Consider the following 13,521-nt stretch of genomic DNA (forward strand, 5'->3'; position numbering starts at 1 on the left):
CCCGAGCGACGCGAATCAGATCGTCAGAAACCGCCGCGCCAGATTGACCTCGGTCGACGGGCCCTCTTCCCAATGGGCGATCCACGGCCCGGAGCCTTCCGACTGGTCGATGATGCCGTCCTCGAGCCAGGCGTAGCGGCCTCGCTGCAGGTTGCGGGTCAGCGCGACATCACCGGTGTCGGTGTTGTCCCACAACGCCTGGAACAGCGCTTCCACCCGCAGGGTCGCCTGCGCGCAGAACGCCTCGGCCAGCTCGTAGGCCTGCTGACCGAGCACCGGATCGGCGTTGCGTTGCGCCTCGGCGCGCACGCAGGCCGCCGACATCGCGAACAGCTCGGCGCCGATGTCGACCACCCGCCCGAGAAAGCCCTGCCGCTGCTCGAGCTTGGCTTGCCAGCGGGCCATGCCGTAGAAGGTGTTGCGCGCCAGCTTGCGGCTGGATCGTTCGATGAACCGCAGGTGGCGGGCCAACGCCCCGAACTCGTGGTAGGCCCGCGGACGCTGACCTTCACCGAAAACCAGCTGCGGCAACCACTTTGCGTAGAACCCGCTCGCCCCGACCGCGGCGGCGGCCTTCTCCCGCAGACCGGCGTCCGGCTTGGCCAGGTCACCCGCCGCGGCGAGGTGCGCGTCGACCGCCTCGCGGGCGATGAGCAGCCGCATGATCTCACTGGCGCCCTCGAAGATGCGGTTGATCCGCAGATCGCGCAGCACCTGCTCGACGGCTACCGCCCGTTCGCCGCGCGCGGCCAACGACTCGGCGGTCTCATAGCCCCGCCCGCCGCGGATCTGCATCACCTCGTCGGCGATGACACAGGCCATCTCGCTGGACCACAACTTGGCCAGGGCCGCCTCGATCCGGATGTCGTTGCGTCCTTCGTCGGCCATCTGGGCGGACAGCTCCAGCACCGCGTCCAGCGCGTAGACGGTCGCGGCGATGAACGACAGCTTGCGGGCCACCGCCTCGTGCTCGGCCAGCGGCTTGCCCCACTGCACCCGCTCGCCGGACCATTCGCGCGCGATCTTGAGCGCCCACTTCGCCGACCCGGTGGCGCTCGCGGGAATCGACAGCCGCCCGGCGTTGAGGGTGGTCAGCGCGATCTTCAGGCCGTCACCCTCGCGGCCGATCAGATTCTCGCTGGGCACCCGAACCCGGTGCAGCCGGGTCACGCCGTTCTCGATGCCGCGCAACCCCATGAACTTGTTGCGCCGCTCCACGGTGATGCCCGGGGAATCGGCCTCCACCACGAAGGCGCTGATCCCGCCGCGGTGTCCCTCGGACTTGGGAACCCGCGCCATCACCACCAGCAGCTCGGCGACCACACCGTTGGTGGTCCACAGTTTCACGCCGTTGAGTTCGTAGGCCTTGCCGTCGTCGACCGGGGTGGCCGTCGACGCCAGCCGCGCCGGGTCGGAGCCCACGTCCGGTTCGGTGAGCAGGAACGCCGAGATGGCCCCCGCGGCGCAGCGCGGCAGGAATTTACGCTTCTGCTCGGGCGTCCCGGCGAGCTTGAGCGGCTCGGGCACTCCGATCGACTGATGCGCCGAAAGCAACGCGCCGAGGCTGGGATGAACCGACGAAATCATCATCAGCGCCCGGTTGTAGGCGACCTGGGACATGTTCAGCCCGCCGAATTCGGACGGAATTTTCATGCCGAAACAACCCAGGTCGGCCAGGCCCCGCACATACTCGGCGGGAATTTCGGCGTCGCGTTCGATCACGCTGCCGTCGACCGTGTCCAGAAATTTCCGCAACTGGTCGAGGAACGCGCGGGTGCGGGCCTCGTCGGCGTCCGAGGGTTGGGGGAACGGGTGGATCAGCTCCAACGGAAAGCGACCCAAAAACAGTTCCTTCGCGAAGGACGGTTTGTCCCAACCGGTCTCGCGCGACTCCTCGGCGAGCGCTCTCGCCTGCTCCTCGGTGACCTGCGTTTGCTGTGCCATCGCAGCCTCCCTGCTCGCCGGCCGTCAATGGGGTGTGAGTACCCCGTGCGCGGCCCGCCACCACGGTCAACTGCAAACAGGCGCTGACAAACGATGTGTCAGGCGTCCAGCTCGCGGGCCACCGCCCTGACCACCTCGGAGACCCGGCGCGCGGTCTTGCGGTCGGGGTAGCGGCCCTTGCGCAGCTCGGGTTGGACGGTGCTTTCCAGCAGCGTGATCATGTCCTCGACCATGCCGTGCAGCTCGTCGGGGCTGTGCTTGTGTTCGGCAGGCCCCTCGCGCCGCGCCTTGGTCAGGCTCGGCGGCGGCTCAATCAGCTTGAGGCTCAACGCTTGCGGTCCGCGGCGGCCGGAGGCGATGCCGAATTCCACGCGCTGGCCCGCTTTGAGCCCCTCGACGCCAGCGGGCAACGCCGACGAGCGGACGTACACGTCTTCGCCGTCCTCCTGGGACAGGAAGCCGAAGCCCTTGTCAGCGTCGTACCACTTAACCTTGCCGGTCGGCACTGGTCTCACCTGCTTGTCTGACGAATCAATGAAATAGGCAACACAATAAGCGTCCCGCCTGCGCAGGACGCCGTATTAAGAGTCTGATCCTACTCGGGTGCGCGCCTCGCGAGCACCCCCGTTATTCGTCACTCGGTACGCTTGGTAATACCGCGGAGGAGATATGCGCCTGATTCTCAATGTCATCTGGCTGGTGTTCGGCGGGCTGTGGATGGCCGTCGGATACCTGGCGGCGGCGCTCGTCTGCTTCCTGCTCATCATCACCATCCCGTTCGGCTTCGCGTCGCTGCGCATCGCGTCCTACGCGCTGTGGCCGTTCGGCCGCACCATCGTCGACAAGCCGACCGCCGGCTCCGGCGCCCTGATCGGAAACGTCATCTGGGTGGTGCTGTTCGGCGTGTGGCTGGCGATTGGCCATATCCTCAGCGCGGCCGCGATGGCGCTGACGATCGTCGGCATCCCGCTCGCACTGGCCAACCTGAAACTGATTCCGGTGTCGCTGATGCCGCTGGGCAAGCAGATCGTCCCGGTCGGCTCACCGGTTCCGCACGCTCCGCCGGTGGCCGCATGACGCTGACCGCGCTGGGTCTGCCGACCATGCCGAGCCGCTTCGACGGCCCGGCCGCCGACGGCGCGCTTGCCGCGCCGGCGCCGTCGAGCGGCCCGCTGCGCGACACCTATGGGCGCGTCGCCACCGATCTGCGGATCTCGCTGACCGATCGCTGCAACCTGCGGTGCAGTTACTGCATGCCCGCCGAGGGCCTCGACTGGCTGCCCGGCGAACAGCTGCTGACCTCCGACGAGCTGACCAGGCTGATGCGCATCGCGGTCACCCGGTTGGGGGTCACCAGCGTGCGGTTCACCGGCGGCGAGCCGCTGTTGGCCCGCCATCTCGAAGAGGCGGTGGCCGCGGCGGCCGCACTGCGGCCCCGCCCGGAGATCTCGCTGACCACCAATGGCGTGGGACTGGCCCGCCGGGCCGCCGGGCTGGCCCGCGCCGGACTGGACCGCGTCAACATCTCGCTGGACAGCGTGGACCGGGAACATTTTGCGGCCATCACCCGCCGCGACCGGCTCGCCGACGTGCTGGCCGGCTTGGCCGCCGCCAAAGAAGCGGGTCTGACGCCGGTGAAGGTGAACGCGGTGCTCGACCCCGCCACCGGACGCGAGGACGTCGTGCAGTTGTTGCGGTACTGCCTCGAATACGGCTACCAGCTGCGCGTCATCGAACAGATGCCGCTGGACGCGGGGCACCAATGGCGGCGGGACGCCGCGCTGAGTGCCGACGCGGTGCTGGCGGTGCTGCGCAAGCATTTTCGGCTGCGTCCCGACCCCGCACCGCGCGGATCGGCTCCGGCCCAGCTGTGGCTGGTCGACACCGGCCCGGGAACGCCCGGCGGGAAATTCGGTGTCATCGCGTCGGTCTCGCACGCGTTCTGCTCGACCTGCGACCGCACCCGGTTGACGGCCGACGGGCAGATCCGCAGCTGCCTGTTCTCGACGCGGGAGACGGACCTGCGCGGGCTGCTGCGCGGCGGCGCAGCCGACGACGCCGTCGAGGCGGCGTGGCGCGCCGCGATGTGGGCCAAGCCCGCCGGTCACGGCATCAACGACCCGAACTTCATCCAGCCCGACCGCCCGATGAGCGCGATCGGTGGCTAGCCCGATGGGACGCGCCCCGGTCCAGGCCAACGGCATCTCGGTGACGGTGCGCTACTTCGCGGCCGCCCGGGCGGCGGCGGGCGCCGAGTCGGAGACGGTGGTGGTGCGGCCCGGCACCACGGTGGGCGAGCTGGTCGAGCGGCTCGCGGTGCGCGGATCCCGCCTGGCCGAGGTGTTGAGCCGCTGCTCCTACCTGTGTGACGGGATCGCGGTCCGCGACGAGACCCAGTCGTTGCGGTCCGGTGACACGATCGACGTTTTGCCGCCGTTCTCCGGCGGCTGAAACTGTGAAATATCTCACGTCACGGAATGATAACGGCGCGATCACGCGCCGGTCTCGCCCGTTCTGAGCTGCGCAAACGCTTTGTGTTCCTGCGGTTTTCGCAGATGGCTGCGAGGGAAACGCCGGGTTTCGCCAGACGTGACGAGACCAACAGAAACCGTTAACGTCTCCGAAGGCTCGCCAGCCATCCCGATTGGCGGACCTCCCCTCCCTATCGCGCCGAGGTCCATCCAATAGGCGGGGGCAACCGAACCACATGGATGGAGACGGGGGACCCACCGGTCCACCGTGATCGGACTGGAGCCGCCCGCGGCTCCTAGGGGTGAAGCCGACGTCGTCGCTTCGACGACCACGCCGGCCGGGTGGCCTCTCCAACCCGAACCCGACAGCTGACCTCGCAGGCGCGTGACGAGAGAGGAATACATCGGCGCGTATGAGTGGACGTCACCGTAAGCCCACCACTTCCAGTGTCAGCGTCGCCAAGATCGCCGTTACCGGCGCAGTGCTTGGTGGCGGCGCCATCGCCATGGCCGGCCAGGCGGCCGCGGCCACCGACGGCGAATGGGATCAGGTAGCCCGCTGCGAGTCCGGCGGCAACTGGGGCATCAACACCGGCAACGGCTACCACGGCGGTGTGCAGTTCAGCGCGAGCACCTGGGCCGCGCACGGCGGCGGCGAGTACGCGCCGTCGGCCGAGCTGGCCACCCGGGAGCAACAGATCGCGGTCGCCGAGCGGGTGCTGGCCACCCAGGGCCGCGGCGCGTGGCCGGTGTGCGGGGGGCCGCTGTCCGGCCCGACCCCGCGCGACGTACCCGCCCCGGCCGGTCTGGACGCACCCGGTGTCAACGGCGTCCCGCAGGCCCCGCCCGCGGACGCGCCCCCGCCGGCCCCGGTGCAGCTGGCCTCCTTCGACCGGCCGGCACCTCCGGACGCGCCGGCGCCCGACGCACCGCCGCCGGCTCCCGCCGACCTACCGCCCGCGCCCGCCGACCTGCCGCCCGCGCCCCCGGCCGACGCCACACCACCCGCACCGCCGGCGGACGCACCGGCCCCGGACGGCGACTTCCACGGTTTCGTGCCGGCCGGCATGCCCGACCACGTCTCGGAAGCCGGTTACACCCAGCGTCTGTGGGAAGCGATTCGCGCCCAAGACGTTCAGGGCAACGACGCGCTCGACGCCCTGGTGCAGCCCGCACCCAGCGCCTGACGCGCTAACCCCACCGGGATTCCCCACACGCCCCGAAAACCCTCCTGTCGGGGCGTGTTGGGCACGGCGCATCCAGGTCTCAGGCCGAGCCCACCCATTCGTCGGTGCCGTCGGCGAAGAACTGGTGCTTCCACACCGGCAATCGCGCCTTGACGGTGTCCACCAGCTGTGCGCAGGTGTCGAATGCGGCCTGCCGGTGGTCGGCGGCCACGGCGGCCACCAGCGCCGCCTCGCCGATGCTGAGCACACCGATCCGATGGCTGGCGGCGACGGCCCGCACCCCGCTGGACCGCTGCGCCACCTCGGCCACCACCTCGGCCATGACCTCGCCGGCGCTCGGATGCGCGGAGTACTCCAGCCGAACCACCCGCCGCCCGCCGTCGTGGTCGCGGATCATCCCGACGAACCCGACGACCGCCCCGGCCGACTGATGGCCGACCAGTTCCTCGTGCTCGGCCAGCACGATCGGGTGCTCGGTCACGGCGGCGCGCACAACGAGCGTCATCGCGGGTGATCTTTACCGGCGAGCTGGTCGAGGGCGTGGTCGAGCACACCGGCGAGCACGCCCAGGCCGTCGCGCACCCCGCCCGGCGAACCCGGCAGGTTGACGATCAGGGTCTGCCCGGCCACCCCGCACACACCGCGGGACAACACCGACGTCGGCACCTTCGGCAGACCCGATTGGCGGATCGCTTCGGCCAGGCCGGGAATCAGGTAATCGACGACGGCCACGGTCTGATCCGGGGTGCTGTCGGTGGGCGCGATGCCGGTGCCGCCGGAGGTGAGGATGACGTCGACGTCGTCGTCGATGGCCTTGCGCAGCGCCTCACCGACCGGCGGCCCATCGGCGACCACCTCCGGCTGCGCCGACGAAAAGCCTTGCTGGGCAAGCCATTCGGTGATGATCGGCCCGCAGCGGTCCTCGTACTCTCCGGACGACGCACGCGTGGAGGCGATGATGACGCGGGCCGATCGGGTGGTCATGACCGTGTCCACATTCCGGTTTTGCCGCCTTCCTTGCGGAGCACTCGAACGTCGTCGATGCGCGCGGCCGGGTCGACCGCTTTGATCATGTCGTAGAGCGTCAGGCCCGCCACGCTGACCGCGGTCAGCGCCTCCATCTCCACGCCGGTGCGGTCGGTGCTGGTCACCGTCGCGGTGATCTCGATGTCCGACTCGCCCACGGCGAAGTCGACGTCGACCCCGGTGAGCGCCAGCTGATGGCACAGCGGGATCAGGTCGCTGGTGCGCTTGGCGGCCTGGATGCCCGCCACCCGGGCGGTGGCCAGCGCGTCACCCTTGGGCAGCCCGCCGGTCGAGATCAGCACCACCACGTCCGCCGAGGTGCGCAGCACCCCGGCGGCGACGGCGGTGCGCTTGCTGGGCGCCTTCCCGCTGACGTCGACCATGTGCGCGGCCCCCCGCTCGTCCAGGTGTGACAGGGCACCCGAGCGGGGTTCTCCCGACGCCCGGGTCGCCGAGGCTGTCGAGGCCTCAGGGGCCCTGGCCATCCGGCGACCTACCGATTGACGACGGTGACCGGGTGCAGGTAGGGCAGCTCGGTGGCGGGCAGCGGGAACACCAGCTCGCCGAACGGCGACAGCGCGCCGGTCCGGTCGGTCACGAGTTCACTGACCGCGTGGTCGTCGGGGTCGGTGGTCGGCCAGCCGTTGTCGACATACCTGTTCTTGCGTGCTTTGCCCTCAGCAATGTCAGCCACGGGTTCCATTCTGACAGGTGGCCTGGCAACGTCGCCGCAAGACCGCAGGTTCGGGGTTCCCAACGGGTCTCGGCCTGGCGCTCGCGGAGGTCTGCTGGCCACCCGTCACCTGCTTTACGCTGGTCAGCAATGACCGACAACACCCCGGATATCCCGCTGGGGTCGTGGCTGGCCGAGTTGTCCGACGAGCGGCTGATCCGACTGCTGGAATTGCGGCCGGACCTGGCCCAGCCGCCGCCCGGCAGCATCGCCGCACTGGCCGCGCGAGCCCAGGCCCGCCAGTCGATCAAGGCCGCCACCGACGACCTCGATTTCCTGCGGCTGGCGGTGCTCGACGCGCTGCTGGTGTTGCAGGCCGACGTCCAGCCGGTGCCGACCGCCAAGCTGCTGGCGCTGATCGGCGAGCGCGCCGCCGAAACCGAGATCCTCGACGCGCTCGACGACCTGCGGCAGCGCGTCCTGGTGTGGGGCGACGGCGCGCTGCAGGTCGCCGCGGACGCGGGCAGCGGCATGCCGTGGCATCCGGGCCAGGTCATCCTCAAGGACTCCTCGCGCAGCGCCGAGCAGATCGCCGCGCTGATCGATGACCTCGACCCAGCGCAGCTCGATGTGCTGGAGAAACTTCTCGAGGGCTCCCCGATGGGCCGCACCCGCGACGCCGCGCCGGGCGCACCCGCCGACCGGCCGGTGCCCCAGCTGCTGGCCATGGGGTTGCTGCGGCGCCTCGATGCCGAGACGGTGATCCTGCCCCGCCACGTGGGGCAGGTACTGCGCGGCGAGCAGCCCGGCCCCCTGCAACTGAGTGCGCCCGACCCGGTGGTGTCGACCACGACGGCCGAGGACGCCGACGCGGCGGCCGCCGGCGCGGTCATCGACCTGCTGCGCGAGCTCGACGTGCTGCTGGAAACACTGTCCGCGGCACCGGTTTCCGAGCTGCGCAGCGGCGGGCTCGGGGTTCGCGAGGTCAAGCGGCTCAGCAAGACGACCGGCATCGACGAGCAACGGCTGGGCCTGATCCTGGAAGTGGCGGCCGCGGCAGGGCTGATCGCCAGCGGCATGCCCGACCCCGAGCCTGCCACCGGCGAGGCGCCGTACTGGGCGCCGACGACGGCCGCCGACCGCTTCGCCGCGCTGTCGACCGCCGAGCGCTGGCAGCTGCTGGCTGGCAGCTGGCTCGACCTGCCCGGCCGGCCGGCCCTGATCGGCGGTCGCGGGCCGGACGGCAAACCCTACGGGGCGCTCACCGACGCCCTGTACTCCACGGCCGCCCCGCTGGACCGGCGGCTGCTGCTCGGCATGCTGTCCGATCTGCCGCCCGGCGCCGGCGTGGACGCGACCTCGGCGTCGGCGGCGCTGATCTGGCGACGGCCCCGCTGGGCCAAGCGGTTGCAGCCCGAACCCGTCGCGGACCTGCTCCGCGAAGCCCACGCCCTGGGCCTGGTCGGGCGCGGGGCGATCAGCACCCCCGCCCGGGCGCTGCTGGAGGAGGACGCCGACCCCCAGGCCGCGATCGACGCGATGGCCCGGGCGCTGCCCAAGCCGGTCGACCACTTCCTGGTGCAGGCGGATCTGACCGTCGTCGTGCCCGGGCCGCTGCAGCGGGATCTGGCCGAGGAACTCGCCACCGTGGCCACCGTCGAATCGGCCGGCGCGGCGATGGTCTACCGGGTCAGCGAGCAGTCGATCCGGCATGCCCTCGACATCGGCAAGACCCGCGACTGGATGCACGCCTTCTTCGCCGACCATTCGAAAACACCGGTGCCCCAAGGGCTTACCTACCTCATCGACGACGTCGCGCGCCGGCACGGGCAGCTGCGGATCGGCATGGCGGCCTCGTTCGTGCGCTGCGAGGACCCGGCGCTGCTGGCCCAGGCGGTGGCGGCCCCCGCGACCGAGGACGTGGCGCTGCGCACCCTGGCCCCCACCGTCGCGGTGTCGCCGGCGCCCATCGGCGAGGTGCTCGCCGCGTTGCGGACCGCCGGCTTCGCCCCGGCGGCCGAGGACTCCACCGGCGCCATCGTCGACGTGCGTCCGCGCGGCGCCCGGGTGGCCACGCCGCAGCAGCGCCGGGCCTACCGGCCCGTGCGCCGGCCCAACACCGAGAGCCTGCACGCGGTGGTCGCGGTGCTGCGCCGGGTCACCGCCGCACCGTTCGGCAACGTCCGCGTCGACCCGGCGTTGACCATGACCCTGCTGCAGCGCGCCGCCAAGGAACAAGACACCCTGGTGATCGGTTATCTAGACGCAGCGGGCGTGGCCACCCAGCGGGTGGTGTCGCCGATCAGCGTCCGGGGCGGCCAGCTGGTGGCCTTCGATTCCGCGTCCGGACGGCTGCGCGACTTCGCCATCCACCGCATCACGTCGGTGGTGTCGGCCACCGGCCGATAATGACAAGCAGAGCCAACGATGAGGAGGAGCGGCGCCGAACATGTCTGACGGACCGTTGATCGTGCAGTCGGACAAGACGGTGCTGCTCGAGGTGGACCACGAACTCGCCGGTGCGGCGCGGGCCGCCATCGCGCCGTTCGCCGAGCTGGAACGCGCACCCGAGCACGTGCACACCTACCGGATCACCCCGCTGGCGCTGTGGAACGCGCGGGCCGCCGGCCACGACGCCGAACAGGTGGTCGACGCGCTGGTCAGCTTCTCCCGCTACGCGGTGCCCCAGCCGCTGCTGGTCGACATCGTCGACACCATGGCCCGCTACGGCCGGCTGCAGCTGGTGAAGAACCCCGCGCACGGCCTGACCCTGGTGAGCCTGGACCGCGCGGTGCTCGAGGAGGTGCTGCGCAACAAGAAGATCGCCCCGATGCTCGGCGCCCGCATCGACGACGACACCGTCGTCGTGCACCCCAGCGAACGCGGCCGCGTCAAGCAGATGCTGCTCAAAATCGGTTGGCCCGCAGAGGATCTCGCGGGCTACGTCGACGGCGAGGCGCATCCGATCAGCCTGACCGAGGACGGCTGGCAGCTGCGCGACTACCAGCAGATGGCCGCCGACTCGTTCTGGTCCGGCGGCTCCGGGGTGGTGGTGCTGCCCTGCGGCGCCGGCAAGACGCTGGTGGGGGCGGCGGCGATGGCCAAAGCCGGCGCGACGACGCTGATCCTGGTGACCAACATCGTCGCGGCGCGGCAATGGAAGCGCGAGCTGGTGACCCGCACCTCGCTGACCGAGGACGAGATCGGCGAATACTCGGGCGAGCGCAAGGAGATTCGCCCGGTCACCATCTCGACCTACCAGATGATCACCCGCCGCACCAAGGGCGAGTACCGGCATCTGGAGCTGTTCGACAGCCGCGACTGGGGCCTGATCATCTACGACGAGGTGCACCTGCTGCCGGCGCCGGTGTTCCGGATGACCGCCGATCTGCAATCCAAGCGGCGCCTGGGGCTGACCGCCACCCTGGTCCGCGAGGACGGCCGGGAGGGCGACGTGTTCTCCCTGATCGGGCCGAAGCGTTACGACGCGCCGTGGAAGGACATCGAGGCGCAGGGCTGGATCGCGCCGGCCGAATGCGTCGAGGTGCGGGTCACCATGACCGACAACGAGCGGATGATGTACGCCACCGCCGAACCCGAGGAGCGCTACCGGCTGTGCTCGACGGTGCACACGAAAATCGCTGTGGTGAAATCGATCCTGGACAAGCATCCGGGGGAACAGACCCTGGTGATCGGCGCGTACCTCGATCAGCTCGACGAGCTCGGTGAGCAGCTGGGTGCCCCGGTGATCCAGGGATCCACCCGGACCAAGGAACGCGAAGAGCTCTTCGACGCCTTCCGCCGCGGCGAGGTGAACACCCTGGTGGTGTCCAAGGTCGCCAACTTCTCCATCGACCTGCCGGAAGCCGCTGTGGCGGTGCAGGTTTCCGGCACCTTCGGGTCACGCCAGGAGGAGGCGCAGCGGCTGGGCCGGCTGTTGCGGCCCAAGTCCGACGGCGGCGGCGCCGTCTTCTATTCGGTGGTGGCGCGCGACAGCCTGGACGCCGAATACGCCGCACACCGGCAGCGCTTCCTGGCCGAGCAGGGCTACGGCTACATCATCCGCGACGCCGACGACCTGCTGGGCCCGGCGATCTAATCCCTTACCGCCGGACGTGCACTGAGCGCGAGATTCTCGCGGATTTTTCGCGGTGGCTGCACGCTCGTGGACGGCCGGGCAGGCGGTTCAGAGCGACAGGATGGTCGCCGAGGCGGTGCCGGGTGCGCCGTACACCTGGGCCAGGCCGACGCGCGGGTTGCCGGGCACCTGACGCTCCCCCGCTTCGCCGCGCAACTGGCGCACCAGTTCGTGCACCTGCCGCAACCCCGACGCGCCGATCGGCTCGCCGTTGGCGATCAGCCCGCCATCGGTGTTGACCGGCATCGAGCCGTGGATCTCGGTGGCGCCGTCGGCCAGCAGCTTCTCCTGCTCGCCGTCCGCGCACAAACCGGTCTCGGCCATGTGGATCACCTCGGCGCCGGCGTCGGTGTCCTGCAACTGCGCGACGTCGACGTCCTCGGGTCCGATCCCGGCCGCCTCATAGGCCGCCCTGGCGGCGTACACCGTCGGCGAGGCGTCCTCGTCCAGCGGCGCCGACGTGGCGTGCACCTCGTAGGCGCCGTAGCGCCGGGTCCGAATCTCGCAGGCGCGCACGTACACCGGCTTGTCGGTGAACTTGTGCGCCAGGTCCGCGCGGCACATGATCACCGCGGCGGCCCCCTCGTCGGGCGCGCAGAACATGTACTGCGTCAACGGGTAGTTGAGCACGGCCGAGTTGAGGATCTCGTCGACGGGAATCTCCTTGCGGCGGAACGCATTCGGGTTCAACGCGCCGTTGCGGAAATTCTTGTTGGCCACCCGCGCCAACGTCTCCTGCGAGATGTTGTGGTCGTGGATGTACTTGTTGACCTTCATCCCGAAGAACTTGGTGGTGACGAACTGCCCGTTGTTGGCGTACCACTGCGGCAGCGCCAGCTTGGCGGGGTCGTCGGTGAAGGCGCCGCGCGGATGCTTGTCCAGGCCGATCGCGATGCCCAGGTCGTACTTGCCCAGCCGGATGGTGTCGGCGGTCTGCTGGATGGCGCTGGCCGCGGTGGCGCACGCGTTGAAGACGTTGGTGAACGTGATGCCGGTCAGTCCGACCAGCCGGGTCACCGCGTCGGGGTTGGACACTTCGTAGCTGCCGCCGAACCCGAACTGGATGTCCTTCCAGGCCACGCCGGCATCCGCGAGGGCCAGCTGGACGGCCTCGGCCCCCATCTGCATCGCGGTCTTGTCGAACCTGCCGAACGGGTGCAGGCCCACGCCGATGATGGCGACGTCGTTGGTCATCTCAGGACTCCTTATACGGGCTGGAACGCGAACGTCAGGACCTCGTTGCCGTCGTCGTCGGTGGTCAGCGGCACCATGGTGAGCTCGACCTCCTGGCCGAACTTCAGCTTGGCCGGGTCGTTCTCGGTCAGCCGACCCTCGACGCGAATGACGTCACCGAGCTGGACCAGGCCGACGCCGAACGGCACGAAGTCCTTGCCGGTCGGGCCCGCATAGGGGGCGCCCGGCGGGAAGCCCTGGGTGGTCCAGGCCACCAGCGTCCCGCGGCGCGGCAACAACACCTCGGACATCTCGCCGGAGCTGCACCGCGGGCACCACTGCTGCACCGGGAAGGTGGTGGCCGCGCAGCTGCCACACCGGCTGCCGATCAGCTGCGGGCTCTCGTCGGGCCAGGTAGAGATCTCGGGGGCGAGCGCCTTCTGCATCGAGGGGTCCTCCAGGATCGTGCACGAATCCGCCAACAAAGCTTGCTCACCGAACCGTATAACAGCTTTCCGAAAAGTGGAAACCTCATTCTCCTGAGGGTTGCCGTCGGCCGTCCGACGGGCCGTCGCGGCGCAGCGATATGTTGGCGCCATGACGGTCACCGTGATACTCGAGCTCAGGTTCAAGCCCGACGAGGTCGCCGCGGGGCGCGAGCTGATGGGCCGGGCGCTGCAGGACACCCGGGCGTTCGACGGCAACGTCCGCACCGACGTGCTGGTCGACGAGGACGACGAGGCGCACTGGCTCGTCTACGAGATCTGGGAGACCGTCGAACACGACGAGGCCTACCGCGCGTTTCGCGCCGGCGAGGGCAAGCTGACGCAGCTTCCGCCGCTGCTGGCCGCGCCCCCGGTCAAGACCCGCTACGTCACCTCGGATATCTGACCCCAGCCGCGTCGCGGC

Annotated in this window: 15 protein-coding genes and 1 riboswitch; of the genes, 7 read left to right on the forward strand and 8 right to left on the reverse strand. The window is 70.1% G+C overall.

Annotated features, from left to right (window positions below):
* Positions 1–15: 15 nt before the first annotated feature.
* Together MAA44156_RS16300 and MAA44156_RS16305 are read right to left on the reverse strand one after the other, a co-directional pair.
* Positions 16–1,944 carry an acyl-CoA dehydrogenase family protein gene (locus MAA44156_RS16300; RefSeq protein WP_009975125.1) on the reverse strand — a complete coding sequence of 643 codons (1,929 nt, stop codon included), beginning with the start codon at positions 1,942–1,944 and terminating at the stop codon, positions 16–18.
* 98 nt (positions 1,945–2,042) lie between these two features.
* Entirely contained in the window at positions 2,043–2,450 is a 408-nt protein-coding gene (locus MAA44156_RS16305) for a cold-shock protein (protein ID WP_003872914.1), read from the reverse strand.
* A 163-nt stretch (positions 2,451–2,613) separates the two neighbouring features.
* Here MAA44156_RS16305 and MAA44156_RS16310 point away from each other — a divergent pair, with 163 nt between their 5' ends.
* The 4 genes from MAA44156_RS16310 (at position 2,614) to MAA44156_RS16325 (ending at position 5,602) form a co-directional block, all read left to right on the forward strand.
* A complete protein-coding gene (locus tag MAA44156_RS16310; protein WP_009975124.1) occupies positions 2,614–3,021 on the forward strand; it encodes a YccF domain-containing protein in 408 nt (135 codons plus the stop codon).
* Complete coding sequence (gene moaA / locus MAA44156_RS16315; RefSeq protein WP_009975123.1) at positions 3,018–4,112, forward strand: GTP 3',8-cyclase MoaA; 1,095 nt, start codon at positions 3,018–3,020, stop codon at positions 4,110–4,112. The genes MAA44156_RS16310 and moaA overlap by 4 nt, the downstream gene beginning before the upstream one ends.
* Positions 4,113–4,116: 4 nt before the next feature.
* Entirely contained in the window at positions 4,117–4,395 is a 279-nt protein-coding gene (locus tag MAA44156_RS16320) for a MoaD/ThiS family protein (protein ID WP_009975122.1), read from the forward strand.
* A 235-nt stretch (positions 4,396–4,630) separates the two neighbouring features.
* A riboswitch (cyclic di-AMP (ydaO/yuaA leader) is annotated at positions 4,631–4,815 on the forward strand.
* A 13-nt stretch (positions 4,816–4,828) separates the two neighbouring features.
* The gene (locus tag MAA44156_RS16325; protein WP_029248386.1) at positions 4,829–5,602 is read left to right on the forward strand and encodes a transglycosylase family protein; all 774 of its coding nucleotides are present in this window, start codon (positions 4,829–4,831) and stop codon (positions 5,600–5,602) included.
* Between the two features lie 79 nt (positions 5,603–5,681).
* On the opposite strand, the gene MAA44156_RS16330 is transcribed toward MAA44156_RS16325, so the two are convergent.
* The 4 genes from MAA44156_RS16330 to MAA44156_RS16345 are packed head-to-tail and all read right to left on the reverse strand — an operon-like array spanning position 5,682 to position 7,322.
* A complete protein-coding gene (locus MAA44156_RS16330; protein ID WP_009975119.1) occupies positions 5,682–6,107 on the reverse strand; it encodes a molybdenum cofactor biosynthesis protein MoaE in 426 nt (141 codons plus the stop codon).
* Positions 6,104–6,586 carry a MogA/MoaB family molybdenum cofactor biosynthesis protein gene (locus MAA44156_RS16335; protein ID WP_009975118.1) on the reverse strand — a complete coding sequence of 161 codons (483 nt, stop codon included), beginning with the start codon at positions 6,584–6,586 and terminating at the stop codon, positions 6,104–6,106. The genes MAA44156_RS16330 and MAA44156_RS16335 overlap by 4 nt, the downstream gene beginning before the upstream one ends.
* Positions 6,583–7,113: a cyclic pyranopterin monophosphate synthase MoaC gene (gene moaC / locus MAA44156_RS16340; protein ID WP_023866475.1), complete on the reverse strand. Its 531-nt coding sequence runs from the start codon at positions 7,111–7,113 to the stop codon at positions 6,583–6,585. The genes MAA44156_RS16335 and moaC overlap by 4 nt, the downstream gene beginning before the upstream one ends.
* Positions 7,114–7,121: 8 nt before the next feature.
* Positions 7,122–7,322, reverse strand: a complete 201-nt coding sequence (locus tag MAA44156_RS16345) for a hypothetical protein (RefSeq protein WP_011723881.1) — start codon at positions 7,320–7,322, stop codon at positions 7,122–7,124.
* A gap of 129 nt (positions 7,323–7,451) precedes the next feature.
* Here MAA44156_RS16345 and MAA44156_RS16350 point away from each other — a divergent pair, with 129 nt between their 5' ends.
* On the forward strand, positions 7,452–9,710 hold the full coding sequence (locus MAA44156_RS16350) for a helicase-associated domain-containing protein (RefSeq protein ID WP_121035691.1): 2,259 nt from the start codon (positions 7,452–7,454) through the stop codon (positions 9,708–9,710).
* Positions 9,711–9,750: 40 nt separating this feature from the next.
* The gene (locus tag MAA44156_RS16355; protein WP_009975114.1) at positions 9,751–11,400 is read left to right on the forward strand and encodes a DNA repair helicase XPB; all 1,650 of its coding nucleotides are present in this window, start codon (positions 9,751–9,753) and stop codon (positions 11,398–11,400) included.
* 87 nt (positions 11,401–11,487) lie between these two features.
* Here the strand turns inward: MAA44156_RS16355 and MAA44156_RS16360 are convergent, their stop codons facing one another.
* Entirely contained in the window at positions 11,488–12,633 is a 1,146-nt protein-coding gene (locus MAA44156_RS16360) for a thiolase family protein (RefSeq protein WP_009975113.1), read from the reverse strand.
* A gap of 11 nt (positions 12,634–12,644) precedes the next feature.
* Positions 12,645–13,058, reverse strand: a complete 414-nt coding sequence (locus MAA44156_RS16365) for a Zn-ribbon domain-containing OB-fold protein (RefSeq protein WP_009975112.1) — start codon at positions 13,056–13,058, stop codon at positions 12,645–12,647.
* A 151-nt stretch (positions 13,059–13,209) separates the two neighbouring features.
* Here MAA44156_RS16365 and MAA44156_RS16370 point away from each other — a divergent pair, with 151 nt between their 5' ends.
* Positions 13,210–13,503 carry a putative quinol monooxygenase gene (locus MAA44156_RS16370; protein ID WP_009975111.1) on the forward strand — a complete coding sequence of 98 codons (294 nt, stop codon included), beginning with the start codon at positions 13,210–13,212 and terminating at the stop codon, positions 13,501–13,503.
* The last annotated feature ends 18 nt before the right edge of the window (positions 13,504–13,521 follow it).

Source organism: Mycobacterium avium subsp. avium, from assembly GCF_009741445.1.
GTDB classification, from domain to species: domain Bacteria; phylum Actinomycetota; class Actinomycetes; order Mycobacteriales; family Mycobacteriaceae; genus Mycobacterium; species Mycobacterium avium.